Raw genomic sequence first — 18582 nt, 5'->3', positions numbered from 1 at the left:
TTCGTCGCCGATAGCTGGCATAGCTCAGCCGAAGCCGCACGCCTATCAGAACAGAATAGCGCAAACCGCATGTCCCAAGTGCACGACCCGTCATTCGGTCGGACGCCGAAGGCATGCCAAATTTTTGATCGTAAACAGGTGGAAATGCAAATGCGTCGTGTCGTTGTCACGGGAATGGGAGCCGTCAGCCCCCTTGGTGCAAATGTCGATATCTCCTGGTCCCGGCTCCTAGCTGGCAAAAGCGGGATCCGGCGGCTGGGTGACGACATTGTCGGGGATCTGCCTTCAAAAATCGGAGGCGTGGTCCCTTCCCTGGCTGAAGATCCTGAAGGAGGATTTGATCCTGACAGGACCCTGCCCTCGAAGGATCAACGTAAGGTCGACCGCTTCATCATCTTTGCGCTGGCAGCGGCGGAAGAGGCTCTGGCACAGGCGAACTGGAAGCCAGCTTCCGAAGAAGAAAGACTGAGAACGGCGACAATCATCGCATCGGGCATCGGTGGTTTTCCCGCGATTACGGAAGCGGTGCGTACCGTCGATCAACGCGGCGTCCGCCGCCTTTCGCCCTTCACCATCCCATCCTTTCTCGTCAATCTCGCCGCCGGACAAGTCTCTATCCGCCACGGCTTCAGGGGTCCGCTGGGAGCGCCGGTGACGGCATGCGCCGCCGGCGTTCAGGCGATTGGCGATGCAGCGCGACTGATCAGGTCAAACGAAGCCGACATTGCGGTTTGTGGTGGCACTGAGGCCTGTATGAACATTGTCAGCCTTGGTGGTTTCGCAGCGGCAAGATCACTATCAACAGGCTTTAACGAGACCCCGGCCAAGGCCTCACGTCCTTTCGACACCGCGCGCGACGGCTTCGTCATGGGTGAAGGTGCGGGCATTCTCGTCATTGAAGCGTTGAGCCACGCCCTTGCGCGTGGTGCGACGCCAATAGCAGAACTCGTTGGATATGGAACGACGGCCGACGCCCATCATATTACGTCAGGGCCAGAAGATGGAAGCGGCGCCCGCAGGGCAATGCAAATCGCCATCGCCCAGGCGGGTATCGCGCCGCACGAAATCGGCCATCTAAACGCACATGCGACATCGACCCCGGTTGGAGATCTCGGAGAGCTCAGAGCGATCAAGAGCCTGTTCGGCCAAAGGAAGTCGATCGCTGTCAGCGGGACCAAGTCGGCGACGGGGCACCTGCTGGGCGCCGCTGGCGGCCTCGAGGCTATTTTCACGATCCTGGCGCTCCAGCACCAGATCGCACCCCCGACCTTGAATCTCAGTTCACCAGACCTTGAGGCCAATGGCATCGACTTTGTCGCAAACGATGCCCGACCCCTCGATGTTGAATATGCGATATCGAATGGCTTCGGCTTCGGTGGCGTCAATGCCAGCGTAGTGTTTCGACGCTGGCCGAGGAGAGGCATCCGTACGCCATTAGCTGACTAACCCCGCGCGTGGTCCCCTTTGAACAATGTCTCCACCAGGACACTCCCCACTATGCAACCAACGACTGTCGTTTCACCGCCCAGCATAACGCTCCTCAAGCCCAGAATTGCCGTCATCGGCGTCGGCGGTGGTGGCGGCAATGCTGTCAATAACATGATCGCGCACGATCTCGAGGGCGCGGAGTTTATCGTTGCGAATACCGATGCCCAGGCATTGTCGATGTCGAAAGCGCCACGGCTTGTCCAGCTTGGCCCAACGGTCACGCAGGGGCTTGGTGCCGGATCATTGGCTGATATTGGACAGGCGGCAGCCGAAGAATCGATTGACGAGATCATGGACCACCTCGACGGAACGCATATGTGTTTCGTGACGGCGGGCATGGGCGGCGGCACTGGAACAGGTGCAGCACCCGTTATCGCCCATGCCGCGCGCAAGGCAGGCATACTGACGGTCGGTGTCGTCACCATGCCCTTCACGTTCGAAGGTACGCAGCGAATGCGAACGGCGCGGCACGGGATCGAGCGTCTCGGCGAATGCGCGGACACGGTGATTGTCATCCCCAATCAGAACCTGTTCCGGATTGCCGATGCGAAAACGACCTTCGCTGATGCCTTCGAAATGGCGGATCGTGTGCTGCATGTCGGGGTCAGTTCCGTCATCGATCTGATCGTCAAGGAAGGATTGATCAATCTCGATTTCGCCGATGTCAGGTCAGTTATGCGTGACATGGGCCGAGCGGTCATGGGCACGGGCGAGGCAACCGGAGACGCCCGCGCCCGACATGCCGCCGAGGCGGCGATTGCCAATCCGCTGTTCGATGAAGCATCCGTCAGGGGAGCGAAAGGCCTTCTCGTCTCGATTTCCGGCGGGCCGGACATGACCCTTTTTGATGTCGACGAAGCGGCAACCTGTGTTCGGGAAGAGGTCGACGACGACGCAAATATCGTCGTCGGCGCGACATTCAATGATGCGCTAGCGGGGCGGCTGAGAGTTTCCGTTGTCGCCACTGGCTTGAGGCAACCGGCAGAGGTGATCCACCTTTCGGAACGAATGGCGTGACGCTCGCCCATATCATCAGGCCAGCAAGCGCCGACTTGTAAAGTGACGACCATGGAGGTTTGAAATGTTGAAGCGTTTTCGAGAAAAATGGCGGTCTTGGGAAGATGCCGCCCTGGGTATTGACGATCCGCAGGGAGAATACCTCGTCACGCTGGAAAAACGGCTGGCCCGGCTTGAGACCGAAGTGGCTGGATTAAGTGCTCGGTCCCGCGAGGAAGTAGTGCGGGAAGACGGCACCGAAAATAGAGGATGATGGCTGTATCCTTGCAGTCAGTTGCCAATGTCGGCTGCGCGCGGCCTAGGTTAAGCGCACGCTGTTGATAAATCGCTAAGCATCCGGCACAGGCTAAGAGCGTTCTGCATCCCGCCAACCTTTTTCACCAGTGCGTCTTCAAGTTCCTGAAGCCTTTCAAATGCCATTCCAAGCCGCGCTCTCCCATTGTCGGTGAGCAGAAGTTTTCGTGCCCTGCGATCATCGACATCCACGGACATCGTCACCCAGTTCTTCCTCACAAGGGGTTTGAGATTTGAAACGACGGTTGAATGGTCAAGGCCGAGAAGTAACGAAACCTCCGATATTCTAGGGGAACCTGCCTCGCCAATCGCTGCCAGAAGAAATATCTGCTCTGCGGTTAGTCCTATCGAGCGCAATGTATCGTTGACTTGGCGAGAAATGATGCGGTTTGTCCGCTGCACGGCAAAGCATAGATCCCCGGAAAGCGGGTTTTCCACTATTTCAGCCGTTAGCGATCCTTGATCGGAAACATGGGTTTTGAACACCTGCACGGGCTCCGGTCTCACGCTCGGAAGCGATATTTTAGATTGCGTATGAACTCTATATAATTTAGATTTCAAAAACAATCTATTTTCAAATTCTGAGAACCGGTTGCGATCCCAAGGCCTTGGGATCGGAGCAGGGCCTCGGAAAACTTTTTAGGATCAGCCATGGCCGATATGCCTGACAGCAAAAATTCTCATGCCTCAACAGTTTCGCAGAAGACACCACATGGAATTCTTCAGGGACCGATCACACCCACACTGTTCCGGCTTGCCTTGCCCACGGTCGTCGTTCTCGTGGTCCAGACCTTTGTCGGGGTCGCGGAAACCTACTTCGTCAGTTTCCTTGGGACCGAGGCTTTAGCGGGTGTGACCCTCGTCTTTCCGGTCCTCATGCTGATGCAAATGATGTCGAATGGCGGGATTGGAGGCGGAGTTTCCTCGGCTGTGGCCCGAGCGCTGGGTGCCAACCGCCACGCTGATGCCGGTGGGCTTGTCTGGCATTCGATTGTTCTGGCCACAGTATTCGGAGCCATTTTCTCAGTCGCTGCAATCCTCCTTGGACCTCTGCTCTACCGCTCAATGGGAGGGACTGGAGAAACCCTGAGGGCCGCCCTCATTTATTCAGGAATTGTGTTTGCAGGCTCAATTCCGATCTGGATCACAGCTTTGCTTTCGGCAGCCCTGCGGGGCGCAGGCAACGTGAACGTGCCTGCCCTCGTCATCATCTCCGGCGCGTTCCTTCTCCTCGTCCTGTCGCCGCCGTTGATTTTCGGCTGGGGCCCCTTCCCGGAACTCGGCGTGGCAGGCGGAGGCGCTGCGGTGTTCATTTATTATCTGATCGCGGCACTGGTGCTTGGCCTTTATCTGCGCTCGTCAAGCAGCCCGCTGAAGCTTAAAATCGTTCCGCTGCAACGTCGACTGTTCAGGGACATTCTGAGTGTCGGCCTGCCTTCCGCTGTCGGCACGATCCAGGCCAATCTGACGGTTACGTTCGTAACGGCAGCCGTCGGCCACTTCGGCGCTGATGCCATTGCGGGGTTCGGCATCGCATCGCGGCTTGATTATCTGCAAATCCCCATCATCTTCGGTCTTGGAACCGCTATCGTCACCATGGTCGGGGTTAATATCGGAGCGGGCCAGATCGAGCGCGCGCGCCGAGTCGCCTGGGTTGGAGCAGCCATTGCTTTTTGCATCACACAGACCATCGGCATTCTCGCCACTCTGTTCCCCATGCTTTGGATGAGATTGTTCACGGCAGACCCGGACGTGCAACAGCTAGGCTCGCAATATCTGCAAATCGTCGCACCGGCCTATGGTGCGGTTGGATTGGGACTGGCACTTTATTTTGCGAGCCAGGGACTGAAGCGTGTTCTTCTCCCGGTTCTTGCCGGAACAGTCAGGATGATCCTGGCAGCTTTCGTCGGGTGGGCTTCGGTGATCTGGTTTGAGGCGAGCCTCAATTCCCTTTTCCAGATCGTGGCGGTAGCGGCCATCGCATACGGGGGGTTAACGGCCGTCGCCGTCCTCCCCCGCCGGATGTTCCATCTTGGCAGGCAACAGGACGTTCAAACTGCCCGCTAGAGACGTCGAGTGCCCGTCCAGAAGATGGCTTTCGCGCAGGCATTAACCGGTTGGCTCTCACCGCTGGCTTCGAAAATCGTATCAAGATAAACGGAATTTCACCGCTGATGAACTGTCGACAACACGTGCCACCCCAGTCAACAAGCTTGCCTGTACTGCTCCGCCTGCGACAGGCAAGCCGTTATGTAGTTGTAGTTCAGAAAGACGATCGCACGATAAGCTCGAAACTGTTCTGGAACGAGTTGCAGGCGCTTTTGGCAATGGGGATACCCAACGAATTCTGGCCATACGTCCGAACGGAGGTGCTCTCAATGATCCACCACATCGACCTACCACCTGGAACGGTTCTCTTTGCCAGAAAAAACAGGCGTGGGGACGTCCTAAGCGTCGTCTCGTGGCTTGCTGAAGGCATGGATACTGAGATTTACACTTCGATTGAACAGGCTTTGGCTGCCATGAATGCCAAAGATGCCTCGAAGAGGCCCTACGCTCAGACTTTGGCCGACGATATTGTCCGTTGAGATTGATGTGCTCCCATCCGAGCGGCGAGACACAGGCCAACAAATCTGGCAATATCAGCTTTCTCTAACGGTAGGCGCGCGGCGAGAATCAAAAATCAATACCCTATCTGTAGGTTGCGTTGACTTTCACGTGCTGCCGAAAAACGCGCCTGAATTCGCGATAACTCTCAAACCCAAGAGAGATTGCCAGCCGAACCACCGTCGACTGGGTGACGGAACAACGAACAGCAAGGGAATTTGCTGTACCGAAGGCGACGATTTCCGGATAGGCGACCGCAAATCGCGCTACTCGCTCTTGACGGAAAGATAGCGCCAAACCTTGGACCGCAAGCATGCTTTCCAAATCAAGAACTGTTTTTGGCTTCTGCACTTCTGCTTTCGCTTCCATGATGATCCTCTTAGCCTCACCAACAGGCTTCTGGTCACGAGCTTTTCCAACATATATGTGCTGACAGAGGCCGACAGCGCCCCTGTCAGCTAGGCCTTTAACCCACAGGAACCGGCTGTTTTCTCGACACGGATTCAATGGCAGCAAGGGCGATCGCCAGCGCGTTGCGAGCATCAGCTCCCGTGGGTGCATTCTGAACGACACCGCTACGAGCCGCCTCAACGAAAGAAGCAAGCTGCGCCGTGTAGGCCTGAACGAAGTGGTCCGTGTCGCGCCGCCACGTGTCGTTGGATACGCCGGTCGCGTCGAACAGCGTCATGCTCGAACGTCGTACGTCGCCCATCGTGACCATTCCGCCGGAACCGAATACTTCGCCGCGAATATCGTAGCCGTACAATGCAGAGAAGTTTGCTTCCGCAACCGCAATAGAGCCGTTGTCGAAGCGGATATTGACGACCGCCGTGTCCAGAAAGCCTTTGTCGCGTGCATCCGGGCGAACCAATGCATCTGCCATTGCAAACACTTCGACAGGCTTTGCGCCGGGGTTCAACCAAAGCAAAGTGTCGAAGTCATGTATCAACGTTTCATAGAAGATCGTCCACAACGGAATCCTGTCAGGATCACCGCCGAACGGACCTGGATCGCGTGTCAGCGACCGGATGAGTTGAACCGCACCGACCTTTCCAGCGTCGATCGCGGCGCGGCCTTCAAAAAATGCCTGATCCCAACGGCGATTAAAACCGACCTGCAGTGGAACGCCTGCGGCCTTGGCGGCTGCAATGCCGCGGTCCGCATCTGCAAGCGTGAGTGCCATCGGTTTTTCGCAGAAGATCGCTTTACCGGCCTCCGCCGCCTGCACAAGGATATTGGTGTGAAAGCGTGCGGGTGTGGCAATGATGACCGCATCCAGACCGGGGTGAGAAAGCATTTCTGCGACGTCGGTATAAGAAGCGTCGGCGCCCAGCGCCTCTGCAAGTTTTGCGGCGGCCCCGGGAGCGGGATCAGCGACGGCCACAAGCTCCGCGTCTACGAGCCTTCTTGCGACACTCTCCCCATGGAATGAACCGATGCGCCCTGCCCCGATAAGTCCGACGTTGACTGTTTTGACCTTGGTCATGATTTTTAGTCCTGTTTTTGAAATCAGAGAGTGAAGGCTTCACGGAAGGCAGCGAGCGCGGCGTCGGCATCTCCAGATGCCCATGCTTCCATCCCGATCGGGCCGGAGTAGCCCATATCGCTCAGGGCTTTTGCGATCCCCTTCCAGTTGACCTCGCCGGTGCCCGGCTCAAATCGGCCAGGTACGTCAGCCACCTGAATTTCACCGATCCACGGCAGGCTCCTGCGGCAAAGTTCGATCAGGTTCCCCTCACCGATCTGCGCGTGGTAGAGGTCCAGGTTCAAACGCAGACGCGGGTGATCGATGCTGGATACAAGTGCCAACGTGTCTTCGGCGCGCCCGAACGGCACGCCGGGGTGATCGACCGGAAGGTTCAGGTTCTCCAGTGAAAAAACCACGTTTTCTTCTTCTGCAAGGTCAACGATACGGTGCAGCGTATCCTGAGCCTTAAGCCACATGGCCCCCGTGACGACCTCAACAGGCTGAACCGGCAGTCCACGATCCCCGAGGCCTGTGCCGTGAAGATTGAGGCGCTGAACGCCAAGACGTTTGCCGATCTGAGCCGTTTCGCGCGCGGTTCTCAAAAGTTCGGCTGCGCCCTCATCATCGGTGAGGCGGCCTGTCAGGTAACCGTTCATAATTGTGAAGGTTGCACCGGTGGCTTCGAGCTTGTTGATGTCGTGCTCTGGCCAATTCCAGAGGCCGACGCCAAATCCCTGCTCCTTCAATCGGGAGGCGCGCCATTCGATTGGTTTGTCCCGCCATAGCATCTCCGCGCAGGCGGCTAACGGAAACGGGGTATTATTCGCATTGCTCATTTGGGGTGGTTTCCTGGATTTTGGATATGGCTGTCCCAAGGCCCGGGGAATGCGCCGGGCCAAAATTCATGTTCCAACTGTCTTCAGATGGTGCCGCCCAGCTCCGCGGAGATCGACTGGAGTTCCTTGCCGCCAGCCATCAGATTCTGCAGGCCATCGAGGTCGATTTCCTGTTTGGCAAATGTGCCCAGCGTCTTTCCCCTGTTCAGAGCTGTGAAACGGTTGCCGACGGCAAAAGCGTGTCTGACGTTATGGGTAATGAAAATGACGCCTAGACCTTTGCTGCGAACCTGATCGATGTACTTCAGGACCATCGAGGTTTGCGCAACACCGAGTGCAGATGTCGGTTCATCAAGAATGAGGACTTTTGCCCCGAAATACACGGCGCGTGCGATCGCCACGCATTGACGTTCGCCACCGGAGAGCGTGCCGACGGCCTGCCCGGGTTCACGCACATCGATGCCGATTCTCTTCATTTCTTCGCTGGTAACGCGATCCGCGAATTCCATGTCCATGTATTTGAACGGACCGAAGCCCTTCAACGGCTCGCGACCCATAAAGAAATTTCTTGTGACAGACATCAGCGGGATCATCGCCAGATCCTGGTAGACGGTTGCGATCCCCGCATCGAGCGCATCTCTTGGCCCGGTAAAGAGATGTTGTTTCCCTTCGACGAGGAAGTCGCCGGATGTCGGTCTGTGAACGCCGGAAAGAGTATTGATCAGGGTTGATTTGCCGGCTCCGTTATCTCCGAGAAGGCACAGAACCTCTCCTGCGTGGACACTCAGCGAAACGCCGTTGAGCGCGATAATCGAGCCGAAATGCTTGACGAGGTTCTTGACCTCGACGAGTGGTGTCTGGGTCGTGCTCATCAGCGTTCTCCCGTCACACGCTTACGAATGATGTTGTTGAAAATGACGGCGGTCAGCAACATCCCGCCGAGGAAGACGAGGTACCAATCCTGGTCGATCGACGTGTAGGTAAGGCCGATCAACACCATGCCGAATACGATCGAACCGAAGAACGCTCCGATCGCCGAACCATATCCGCCAGTCAGAAGACACCCGCCGATGACGGCCGCAATGATGGCTTCGAATTCTTTCTGAAAACCGCGTCGGGCATCAGTCGAACCGGCGTCGAGGACAGTTAGAATGGCGACAAGAGTGGCGCACATCGCAGTGACGATAAATAGGGTGGTCTTTACACGGGCGACAGGAACACCTGACTTGCGGGCAGCCTTCGGGTCACCGCCAGATGCAAAGATCCAGTTTCCAAATCGTGTTCGAAGCAGAACCCATGTCGCGACGAGTGCAATGAGCACAAACCAGAGGATTTCTACCGGGATACCCGGGACTTTCGGCGTTCCATTCGGGAAGGTCTCAATAATTCCTGCACTGCCAAGCCATGTGAAGAGACCCGGGAAGGCGTCGCCTGAAAAGAGCGGCGCAAGGGGACTGTCCGCAACAGCCTCTCTCATCCCGCGAAGCTGGGTTGAACCGCCGCTCGCCCACTTCAGGCCGACGAGCGTTAAGCCGCGAAGAATGAAGAGAAACGCAAGCGTCACTATGAACGATGGAAGCCCGGTGCGCATGGTGAGCTGGGCATTGGTGACACCGATGACCACGGCAAAAGCAAGCGCGATCAGGATCGCGACACTGAGCGGCAGATTAAGGACGACAAGGGCCGTGCCGAAAACCAGCCCCGCGAATGCGACCATCGAGCCGATGGACAGATCGAACTCGCCGCCGATCATTAGAAGTGCCGCACCAACCGCAAGAATTCCGAGCTGGGCTGCTGGCGCCATGAAGTTTACAATACCGGCAAGTGTGAACATGGCTGGGTTTGCGGTGAGCATGAAGAATATCGTAACGAGCACCAATCCTGCGACGGCGCCGAGTTCCGGACGTCGCGCGAGCGCGGTCAAAGTCGAAACCTTTTTCAGGCGCTCGTCGGATCGAGTCGGTGACCCGTTCTGTTCGTTGGCCAGCGTCATGGGCATACCTCAGATGTAAGTTTTCTACGTGCGCCATCGGTTGCCGTTCACGCGTCATACGGATCGGATGCCAGGCGATGAGGGCAGCTCCCGCTGGAGGTGCGAGAGCTGCTAGAGGGGTTCCGCTCAGCGGATACCCTGGGAGGATTTCTCAATCACCGAGGCTGCCGCATCCTTCTCGACGAAGCTCGGACCCGAGGCGACGTTTCCAGCAGGAATAGTGCCATACTTGGCATTCAGCGCGAGGAATGTGACCGGAAGATACCCCTGAAGGTAGGGTTGCTGGTCCACGGCAAAAAGTGCCTTGCCTTCCGAAACAGCCTTCAGGAAATTGGCCGAAAGATCGAAAGAAGCGACCTTGACCTTATCGCCATTGCCCATCTTCTCGACAACAGCAACCGCCCGCTCACCAACAAGGGGTGCCGACAGGCCAAGTACAACATCGACGGAAGGATCTGAGGTTAAAGCAGCCTGAATCTTCGATTCAATTTCCGCCGGGTCGGCGGTCGTCGGCAGGATCGTAACCTTTCCACCTTCGAAACCCTTCTCGGTACCCGCGCAGCGCTGGTCAAGGGCGGCATTTCCGACCTCCTGGTTTACGCAAAGCACGTGCTTCTTGCCAAGCGACTTGAGTTTTTCGCCAACCTTCACGCCTGCGGTAAGTTCGTCCTGGCCAACATGGAGCCTGATGCCCAGCTTTTCCGTTGCGGCAATGCCGGAGTTCATGGAGATAACGGGGATACCGGCCGCGACGGCCTTGGCAATCGCCGGGCCCAGCGCATCCGGATCGGGGTTGGAAATTACAATACCCGCCGGGTTCTGATTGACTGCGGCTTCAATGAGCTGAGCCATCGCGACCATGTCGAAGGTCTCCGGTGCACGATAGTCAACCTTGGCGTTGATGTCCTTGCCGGCCTGCATCATACCGTTTTTCACGATCGACCAGAATGGGTCAGACGCTTGCCCATGAGTGACGGCGATGATGCTGGGCTGTTCGTCGGCTTTGACGCCGGCCGACCCCGCTGCAACCAGAGACACGGCAATAGCCGCAGAAGCGACATTCTTCCAAATGGATTTCATTTTTTCCTCCTCAATGTCACCCACTCCTCTGGATGACAAATTCGAATGCTACCGGGTGCAAATTTGTTTGCTACCGGGTGCAAGCAGGTGCATGTTATGTCAGAATGCGTTAAAAGCAAGCATTCATTTCACTGAATCAGAAAAATGGAATTTATGTTCCATTGCCGGAGAATTTATGCGGAAGAGAGCAACGGCAAAACAGGTAGCGGATGCGGCAGGAGTCTCGAAGTGGACCGTAATCCGCGCTTTCACTCCGGGTGCCTCTATTACTGACGAGAGCAAGCGGAAAGTACTGGAGACTGCTGCAGCTTTGAACTATACACCGAACCTCCTTGCACGAAGCCTTGCAACCAACTCGACGGGACAGATCGCCGTCTTCGTGGATGATTTTTCCAACCCGCAAAAACTCCCCTTCCTTGAGGCACTTACCGAGAAGCTCCAGGCCGCCGGCTTGGTGGTGATGCTGATCAATATCAACAGTCACTTTGACCATGTAAACGCCCTTCTCCATGCGGACCAGCGTCAGGTCGACGCCATCATTCTGTTTGGCACAGCGTTTCGTGACGAAACTCTGACAGACCTGCAGCAGGGGCAAGGCATGCCGCCTATGTTCGTGCTGGCGCGCGACAGTCAGATCGACGGCGTTCCCGCTGTTGTCTGCGACGCGGAACTGGCCCTCAAGGAAATCGTAAACCACCTTCATGCGAAGGGATATAAGCGCCCAGGCTTCATGTGTGGTGCTGCCGCTTTGTCTACAGCTCTAAAGAGAAGCCAATATTTCACTGAGTTTTGGGCGGAAAAAGGTGTCCACGACATTGTCCACATGAGCGCGGAAAAATACAGCCTGGATGCTGGCGCCGCCTCGGTGAGGAAGTACTTGAGCGATACGTCTCCTGACCATCAAATCGATGTCCTGATGTGTGAAAATGACATTCTGGCGATGGGCGCAATGGATGAGATGCGGGCAAACTTTCGCCTTCGAGTGCCTGAAGACATTGCGATCGTGGGCTTCGACAACTACGAACTATCCGGCTCGTTCGGATATGGCATCACCACTTATGAGCAACCGCGCGACGAAATGATTGATGCGATCCTAAGTATGGTCAAGGGGCGCTCGGATTTGAAGACGGTAACTCTCCAGGGAGAACTAGTCGTTCGAAGCTCAACATAACCGCTGCCCCCAGAAGCATCTCAGGCTCGGTGTCACTTCCGTGCTTTCCGGGTTCGCTCATGCGTCGCGTCCTCGTCGTGTCGAACAACAGCCTTGCTCGTGCGGCCAACAGATCGGCAAACAGCCTTGCCCGCCGACGAGAAAACGCACCCAGGCTCAGTCGAACGGGAGGAGGTACACGTCCGCCTCCCAAGTCTTTCGGCATCTTTATCTGGAAGATGTAAACGGACCCCAGCGATTATTGCGGCCAAGACCAAAAATCTAGGCAATCCGGTAAATCTCAGAAAAACCTTAAGCCCTAAGGAAAATTATGGCGGAGAGGGTGGGATTCGAACCCACGATACCCTTGCAGGTATGCCGCATTTCGAGTGCGGTGCATTCGACCACTCTGCCACCTCTCCGCATGCGCGAACGCTTGCGTTGCGCGCTCCTCTTAAACATCAATGGCTGGACTGACAAGCGGAATTTCGTGTTTATGTCACAAATTATTCGTCATGCACGAAGTGAGGAAGAAGGCTTGGGAGTCTGGCTGTTTAGTAAGTATTTTTTCCGGTGGCGCACCTTGGCATTATGAGGTGCTCACCGCATTCTTGCAGCATTTTCACAGCCGCTTAAAGCGCCGCAGGATTTCCAGAATCTTTCCGTCCTGTTCCTGATCCGGCAGAAGGGCCGGCTGGCGGCTGGCGCCGACGGAGGGGTCTTGCAGGTAGAGCGAGCGCTTCACCATGGCGGGCGCGAAGCCGAGAGCGTAGAGATCGGTGCGGAAATTGGCATAGATCGCCTGCTGACGTTCAGCCTCGGCGATGTCGCCGGCGTTGAATGCGTTGAGAATGCCGGCAAGCACATCCGGCAGGGCGTTGCCGAGGCCGGAGATGCAGCCTGCAGCGCCGTTCTGCAAGGACCAGAGCACAAGGTGATCCGGGCCGGAATAGACCTCGAAACCGGGCATGTCCTTCGCCACCTGGAGATAGGCCTCGAGCGTCTGCTGCGCGCCGCCGGAATCCTTGATGCCGGCGATATTGCCGTGGGATGCGAGCTTGCGAGCGGTTTCCGGCTCTATGTGGTTCTGGGTGCGGGCGGGGATATCGTAGAGATAGACCGGCGTTTCAACAGCATCGGCCACCGTCGAGAAATGACTGATCAACCCATCCTGTGTGCAGGCGATGAAGAAGGGCGTGATGGCGGCAATGCCATCGACGCCGATGCGGTCGAAGGCTTTGGCGAGTTGCAGGGTTTCGAACGTGGCCGGCATGCCGGCATTGACGATCACCCTGGCCCGGCCTGCCACCTCGTCCACCACCTCTTCGGTCAGGCGGATTTTTTCCTCATGCGTCAGCGCAGTGAAATCACCGTTGGTGCCGGCACACATGATGTTGTTGCCGGCCGCCACCTGGCGGCGCACCTGCGCGCGGGTGGCGTCGTAATTGATCGTTTCGTCCTCGTTGAAACAGGTGACGAGCGCGACGAAAGCTTGTTTGCTCATGGGAGAACTCCGCTTGAATTTTCAATGACGTGGCCAGCCGCCTGATGATGCCGGGATGGCATATCGGGGTCGGGATCGAGGCTGGCGGCAAGCAGCGCGCGGGTATAGGTCTCACGCGGGGATTCAAACACCTGTCGCACCGTGCCGAATTCCACCACCTCTCCCCGCTGCATGACCATGACGTGATCGGCGAAATCCCGAACTACCGGCAGGTCATGGGCGATGAAGATGAAGGAAAGGCCCATGTCGCGACGCAGCTTGTCCAGAAGCGCGATGACCTGCGCCTGAACCGAAACATCGAGCGCCGAGACCGCCTCGTCGCAGATGATGAGCTTCGGCTCCAACGCAAGCGCGCGGGCAATCGCGATCCTCTGGCGCTGGCCGCCGGAAAACTGGTGCGGATAACGGCGCATATGTTCCGGCGAGAGGCCGACCTGCTGAAGCAATTCGCCGACCCGTTCGCGCCATTTCGCTTTCGGCAATATATCGGGATGGATGACCCAGGCTTCGGAGATCAGCTGGAACACCGTCATGCGGGGGTTGAGCGACTGTGTGGGGTCCTGGAACACCATCTGCAAATCACGCCTCAGCGCAAACAGTTCCGCCGGTGATAGCTTGAACAGGTCGCGCCCCTTCCAGACGGCGCTGCCCGTATCCGGCTCGTCAAGCCGTAGCAGAATGCGCGCCAAAGTCGATTTGCCGGAGCCGCTTTCGCCGACGACGGCAATGGTCTCGCCAGCCATCAGGTCGAAGGAAACGCCCTTCAGCGCTTGGAATGCACCGTAACGCTTTCGCACGTCGCGCACGCTGAGCAGCGGTTCGCCCTTCGCTTCTGGATGATGCATGTCCCCCTTGCCGGGTGCGGCATTGATGAGCTTGCGGGTATAGGGATGCTGGGGGTTGCGGTAAACCTCGCGAACCGTGCCGGCTTCCACCAACACGCCCTTTTCCATCACCACCACCCGGTCGGCGATTTCGGCGACAACACCGAGATCATGGGTGATGATGAGCACGGCCATGCCGGTTTCCCGCTGCAATTCCTTGAGAAGCAAAAGCACCTCCGCCTGCACCGTCACGTCAAGCGCGGTGGTCGGCTCATCGGCGATCAAAAGATCAGGCCGTAGCGCCAGCGCCATGGCGATCATCACGCGCTGGCGTTGGCCGCCGGAAAATTCATGCGGATATTTCGAAAGCGCCCGGTCGGGATCGGGAATGCCGACACGGACGACAAGCCGCCTCGCCTCCGCTTCAGCTTCCGCCTTGCCCATGCCGTGGGTGGTCATCGCTTCGCGGATCTGCCAGCCAACGGTATAGACCGGGTTAAGATGGCTAAGCGGATCCTGAAAGATCATGGCGATTCGCCGACCATTGATCTCGCGGCGGGCCTCGTCCGGCATGGTCAAAAGGTCTTTGCCGTCGAGCAATATCTGGCCGCCGCTGATGCGGCCGGGCGGCATGTCGATGAGGTTCATGATGGCCGAGGACGATACCGATTTGCCCGAGCCGCTTTCGCCGAGGATTGCCAGCGTTTCGCCACGGTCGATATGGTAGGAAACCTCCTTCACCGCATGAACGACACCGCTTGCGGTGTGGAACTCCACGGAAAGGTTGCGCACGTCGAGAAGATGGTCAGCCATTTTTGCGGCCCTTCATTTCCAGCCGCCAGCGCTGCACGGGGTCCAGCGCGATGCGCAGCCAGTTGGACAGCAGATTGAGCGACAGGGTGGTGAGAATGATGGCAAGCCCCGGCCAGAAGGACAACCACCAGGCATTGGTAAGATATTGCCGCCCCTGCGAAATCATCAAACCCCAGGTGATTTCCGGCGGTTGAATGCCGATGCCAAGGAAGGACAGCGCGCTTTCCGCCAGCATCACATATGCGAAATCGAGCGTCGCCAATGTCGTCAGTGTCGGCAGCACGACGGGCAGGATGTGGCGGAACAGGATGCGTTTGCCGGATGCGCCCATGACGCGCGCGGCCTGCACGAACATGCGTTCGCGCACCTCCAACACCTCCGCCCTTGTGGTGCGGATGTAAACGGGAATGCGGGTGATGGCCAGAACCAGCATCAGGTTGAGGATTGAGGAACCGAGCAGATAAAGCACGATGACCGCGATCAGCAGCGACGGAAACGACATGATCACATCCGCCAGCCGCATGATGATCTGGCCGACGCGATTGGAGGAAAAACCGGCGATGAGGCCGAGCACCGTGCCAGTGACGGCGGAGAGAAGCACGGCGCCGGCAGCGATCATCAGCGTATTTTGCGTGGCGGCGACGATGCGCGCCAGAAGCGAACGGCCCAGCGCATCCGCTCCCAACCAGAAATACCATTCGCGCTGCCAGTCGAAGGGCGCGAGGTTACGCCCGCGCAGGTTCTGCTTCGTCGCGAGATCACCCAGCCAGGCCGGGCCGACGAAGGCGAGGACGACGACGATAACGAGGAAGATCGCGGCACAGAGCGCGAATTTATCCGCCCATAACATCCGCAGCATGCGCGTTGCGAAGGACGGTTCATCGATGATCTGGGTGTCGGCGTTCAAAAGGCTCATGGCTGTATGACCTCCTCAGTGCCGGATACGCGGATCGAGCAGCGCATAGGCAATATCGATCAGAAGGTTCATCAGGAAGATGGCCAGCGCGGTAACGAGAATGGCGGCCAGCACGACATTGAAATCCCGCTGAAGGATGGAATCGATCATCAGCTTGCCAACGCCTGGAAACCCGAAGATGGTTTCAACGATGACCGCGCCGTTGAGAAGGCTTGCCGCCTGATCGCCGATGACGGTGATGACCGGCAGCATGGCGTTGCGCAGCGCGTGGATGAAGATGATCGGCCCGGATTTCACGCCCTTGGCGCGCGCTGTCTTGACATAAGCCGACGACAAGGCGCCGATCATCGAGCCCCGCACCACCTGCACGATAATACCGAAGGGACGTACGAAGAGCACTGAAATCGGCAGGATCCAGTGCAGTACCGAGCCGGTGCCTGATGTGGGCAGCCATGCGAGATTGACGGAAAAGACCACGATGGCGACGATCGCCAGCCAGAAATCCGGAACCGAAGCGCCGATCAGCGAAATGGTCGAGGCCATGCGGTCGAAGAAGCCGCCGGAGCGGAAAGCCGCAAGCGAACCGACAACGATGGCCGCCGTGGTAACCAGCGACATGGTGATGACCGCGAGCCAGAGCGTCCACACGAAAGCCTCCAGCACCACATCCAGCGCCGGGCGGGCTTTTCGGAGCGATTCTCCCAGATCACCCGTCATCACATCGCCCGCATAACGCAGGAACTGTACCATCAGCGGATCATTCAGCCCATGCAGCGCCCGAAACTGCTGCTTCAATTCCTCCGAAGCCTCAACCGGCAAAAACAGCGCGGCCGGGTCCCCCGTCAGGCGGGAGAGGAAGAAAACCATCACGAGGAGGCCGATCAGGGAGATCAGGCTCGCAACGGAACGTTTTCGGATGAAGCTCAGCATGGTTGCCTCCGGTTTTTCAATGAGGGCGGCGAAGCTTGAGCTCCGCCGCCGCTCTTTGGCTCATAAGATACCGGCTTATTTGATGCCGATTTCCGAAAGCTGCAGCATCGAGTTGGTGGCGATGGTGGGCTTGAAATCCAGCCGTTCGGAGACGCGGGAGAAACCGACCATGTGGAACAGCAGCACATCCGCCACCACGTCGTCATGCAGGTAGGCGATGAGTTCTGACCACAGCTTGGCGCGCTCGTCGCCGACGGCAGCCGAGGCACGTTCGATCAGGTCATCCACCTTCGGGTCAGAGAAGCCGGATTGCGTGCCCTTGGTGGCGTATTTGAAGAACATGGTGAAGGACGGGTCGCCCTTGGAATTGTCGTGCATGGCGGCGACGATCTGCGGCCCACGACCTTCCTTGAAAGGCTTGGAATAATAGCTCTCGTGCTCGGCCACTTCCACAAATTTCAGGTCGACCTTGAAGCCGACTTCCTGCAGCTGCTGCTGGATAGCCTCCATGATCTCGGTGACATTGGGGAAATTCGCCGTGCGCGCGATGATGGTGATCGGTGTGTCCACTTTCACGCCGGCAGCCTTGGCTTCCTCGAGCAGCTTCTTTGCGCCATCAGGGTCGTAAGGGAAGACCTTGACGTCAGGGTTCCAGCCAAGCGTAGTCGGCGGAACAAGCGCAGTCGCCAGCACCGCACCTTCAGGCACCAGCGTGCCGAGGAAGGCCTGCCGGTCGATGGCGAGATTGAGTGCGCGGCGCACCCGCACATCGTTCAGCGGCGCGATATTGTGATCGAGGCGCATATAGACCGTCTCGCTATCGAGATAGGAAAAGTCAGTCTTCGGATTGGTCGCGTCGAGCTGGGAAATGGAGGGCGAAAGATCGGCTTCGCCCGTCTGCACCATGGCGGCGCGCACTGAGGGATCGGCGCGGAAGAGATAGGTCGCTTCCGTTACCTGCGGCTTCTTGCCCCAATAATCATCACGCGCGGTCAGAACGATCTGCTGGCCGGGCGTCCAGTTGGTCAACTTGTAAGGACCGGTGCCGACAGGCTCGCGGATGAATTCCATCTTGGTTTCTTCGGGAACGATGGTGACGAGTGACATCAGAAGCGGCAGGATCGGCTGGGCCGGATCCGTCTTGAAATCGATCGTGTGGTCGTCGACAACCGTCGGCGTCACCGTCATGCCGCCGAAATAGCGGCGGGATTCGCAGGCATTCTTGTCGCTCATGATGCGCTCGAAGCTGTGCTTCACATCCTTGGCGTCGAACGTGGTGCCGTCGGAAAACTTCACGCCCTGGCGCAGATGGAAACGCCAGCTGCCATCCGAGTTCTGCTCCCACTTTTCGGCAAGGCGCGGCTGCACGCCATTCTTGCCGCGCACATCAAGCTCGGTCAGCGTCTCGCTGACATTTTCCATGATGATGCGTCCGATGTTGGACCGCGTGGCCATGCAGGGCTCCAGCAGATCCGCCTCTTCCGCCAGCACGATCTTGATCGGTCCTGATGCCGCAAGCACCGGCGAAACCGCAGCGCTGAGGGAACCCAAAACAAGGGCGCCCGCAATCAATGACTTCTTCATTCCGTTCTCCTCCCAGATCAGAAATTCAGCAACATGGCGGCGCACCGCAAGGGGTATTCAAAAAAGCCCCGTCTCCTG

At 57.8% G+C, this 18582-nt stretch carries 18 protein-coding genes and 1 tRNA gene; 6 read left to right on the top strand and 13 right to left on the bottom strand.

Going from position 1 to position 18582, the window contains the following annotated elements; all coding sequences use genetic code 11:
- The first annotated feature begins 150 nt into the window (after window positions 1-150).
- The 3 genes from fabF (at window position 151) to O8B93_RS16760 (ending at window position 2758) form a co-directional block, all read left to right on the top strand.
- The gene (fabF, locus tag O8B93_RS16770; protein WP_269711109.1) at window positions 151-1446 is read left to right on the top strand and encodes a beta-ketoacyl-ACP synthase II; all 1296 of its coding nucleotides are present in this window, start codon (window positions 151-153) and stop codon (window positions 1444-1446) included.
- Window positions 1447-1497: 51 nt separating this feature from the next.
- Window positions 1498-2505, top strand: a complete 1008-nt coding sequence (gene ftsZ / locus O8B93_RS16765; RefSeq protein ID WP_269711047.1) for a cell division protein FtsZ — start codon at window positions 1498-1500, stop codon at window positions 2503-2505.
- 64 nt (window positions 2506-2569) lie between these two features.
- The gene (locus O8B93_RS16760) at window positions 2570-2758 is read left to right on the top strand and encodes a hypothetical protein (protein ID WP_269711046.1); all 189 of its coding nucleotides are present in this window, start codon (window positions 2570-2572) and stop codon (window positions 2756-2758) included.
- A 50-nt stretch (window positions 2759-2808) separates the two neighbouring features.
- Here the strand turns inward: O8B93_RS16760 and O8B93_RS16755 are convergent, their stop codons facing one another.
- Window positions 2809-3285 carry a MarR family winged helix-turn-helix transcriptional regulator gene (locus O8B93_RS16755; RefSeq protein ID WP_269711045.1) on the bottom strand — a complete coding sequence of 159 codons (477 nt, stop codon included), beginning with the start codon at window positions 3283-3285 and terminating at the stop codon, window positions 2809-2811.
- A gap of 165 nt (window positions 3286-3450) precedes the next feature.
- Between O8B93_RS16755 and O8B93_RS16750 the strand changes: the two genes are divergently transcribed.
- On the top strand, window positions 3451-4866 hold the full coding sequence (locus tag O8B93_RS16750) for an MATE family efflux transporter (protein WP_269711044.1): 1416 nt from the start codon (window positions 3451-3453) through the stop codon (window positions 4864-4866).
- Window positions 4867-4916: 50 nt separating this feature from the next.
- Window positions 4917-5387 carry a hypothetical protein gene (locus O8B93_RS16745; protein ID WP_269711043.1) on the top strand — a complete coding sequence of 157 codons (471 nt, stop codon included), beginning with the start codon at window positions 4917-4919 and terminating at the stop codon, window positions 5385-5387.
- 103 nt (window positions 5388-5490) lie between these two features.
- Here the strand turns inward: O8B93_RS16745 and O8B93_RS16740 are convergent, their stop codons facing one another.
- The 6 genes from O8B93_RS16740 to O8B93_RS16715 form a co-directional block, all read right to left on the bottom strand.
- Window positions 5491-5775 (bottom strand): MurR/RpiR family transcriptional regulator, encoded by a 285-nt coding sequence (locus O8B93_RS16740; RefSeq protein ID WP_269711042.1) that lies wholly within the window; start codon window positions 5773-5775, stop codon window positions 5491-5493.
- Between the two features lie 97 nt (window positions 5776-5872).
- Window positions 5873-6892, bottom strand: a complete 1020-nt coding sequence (locus O8B93_RS16735) for a Gfo/Idh/MocA family oxidoreductase (protein WP_269711041.1) — start codon at window positions 6890-6892, stop codon at window positions 5873-5875.
- 23 nt (window positions 6893-6915) lie between these two features.
- Window positions 6916-7710, bottom strand: a complete 795-nt coding sequence (locus O8B93_RS16730) for a TIM barrel protein (protein WP_269711040.1) — start codon at window positions 7708-7710, stop codon at window positions 6916-6918.
- A gap of 83 nt (window positions 7711-7793) precedes the next feature.
- Entirely contained in the window at window positions 7794-8582 is a 789-nt protein-coding gene (locus O8B93_RS16725) for an ATP-binding cassette domain-containing protein (protein WP_269711039.1), read from the bottom strand.
- Window positions 8582-9703: an ABC transporter permease gene (locus tag O8B93_RS16720; protein ID WP_080814888.1), complete on the bottom strand. Its 1122-nt coding sequence runs from the start codon at window positions 9701-9703 to the stop codon at window positions 8582-8584. Before O8B93_RS16720 ends, O8B93_RS16725 begins: the two co-directional genes overlap by 1 nt.
- Before the next feature lie 126 nt (window positions 9704-9829).
- A complete protein-coding gene (locus O8B93_RS16715; RefSeq protein WP_269711108.1) occupies window positions 9830-10783 on the bottom strand; it encodes a sugar ABC transporter substrate-binding protein in 954 nt (317 codons plus the stop codon).
- A gap of 175 nt (window positions 10784-10958) precedes the next feature.
- Between O8B93_RS16715 and O8B93_RS16710 the strand changes: the two genes are divergently transcribed.
- The gene (locus O8B93_RS16710; protein WP_269711107.1) at window positions 10959-11954 is read left to right on the top strand and encodes a LacI family DNA-binding transcriptional regulator; all 996 of its coding nucleotides are present in this window, start codon (window positions 10959-10961) and stop codon (window positions 11952-11954) included.
- A 311-nt stretch (window positions 11955-12265) separates the two neighbouring features.
- Here the strand turns inward: O8B93_RS16710 and O8B93_RS16705 are convergent.
- From O8B93_RS16705 to O8B93_RS16680, 6 genes are all read right to left on the bottom strand, one after another.
- Window positions 12266-12355 (bottom strand) — tRNA-Ser (locus tag O8B93_RS16705).
- A gap of 200 nt (window positions 12356-12555) precedes the next feature.
- Window positions 12556-13437 carry a dihydrodipicolinate synthase family protein gene (locus tag O8B93_RS16700; RefSeq protein WP_269711038.1) on the bottom strand — a complete coding sequence of 294 codons (882 nt, stop codon included), beginning with the start codon at window positions 13435-13437 and terminating at the stop codon, window positions 12556-12558.
- On the bottom strand, window positions 13434-15074 hold the full coding sequence (locus tag O8B93_RS16695; protein ID WP_269711037.1) for an ABC transporter ATP-binding protein: 1641 nt from the start codon (window positions 15072-15074) through the stop codon (window positions 13434-13436). The genes O8B93_RS16700 and O8B93_RS16695 overlap by 4 nt, the downstream gene beginning before the upstream one ends.
- Complete coding sequence (locus tag O8B93_RS16690) at window positions 15067-15990, bottom strand: ABC transporter permease (RefSeq protein WP_269346459.1); 924 nt, start codon at window positions 15988-15990, stop codon at window positions 15067-15069. Before O8B93_RS16690 ends, O8B93_RS16695 begins: the two co-directional genes overlap by 8 nt.
- A gap of 15 nt (window positions 15991-16005) precedes the next feature.
- Entirely contained in the window at window positions 16006-16920 is a 915-nt protein-coding gene (locus O8B93_RS16685) for an ABC transporter permease (RefSeq protein WP_269711036.1), read from the bottom strand.
- A 75-nt stretch (window positions 16921-16995) separates the two neighbouring features.
- Window positions 16996-18504 (bottom strand): ABC transporter substrate-binding protein, encoded by a 1509-nt coding sequence (locus O8B93_RS16680; RefSeq protein ID WP_269711035.1) that lies wholly within the window; start codon window positions 18502-18504, stop codon window positions 16996-16998.
- Window positions 18505-18582 lie beyond the last annotated feature (78 nt).

It is taken from the genome of Martinezella rhizogenes (assembly GCF_027460065.1).
Lineage (GTDB): Bacteria > Pseudomonadota > Alphaproteobacteria > Rhizobiales > Rhizobiaceae > Agrobacterium > Agrobacterium rhizogenes_C.
Note: the sequence above shows the minus strand (reverse complement) of the source record. Positions and strands in the feature narration are given on the sequence as shown.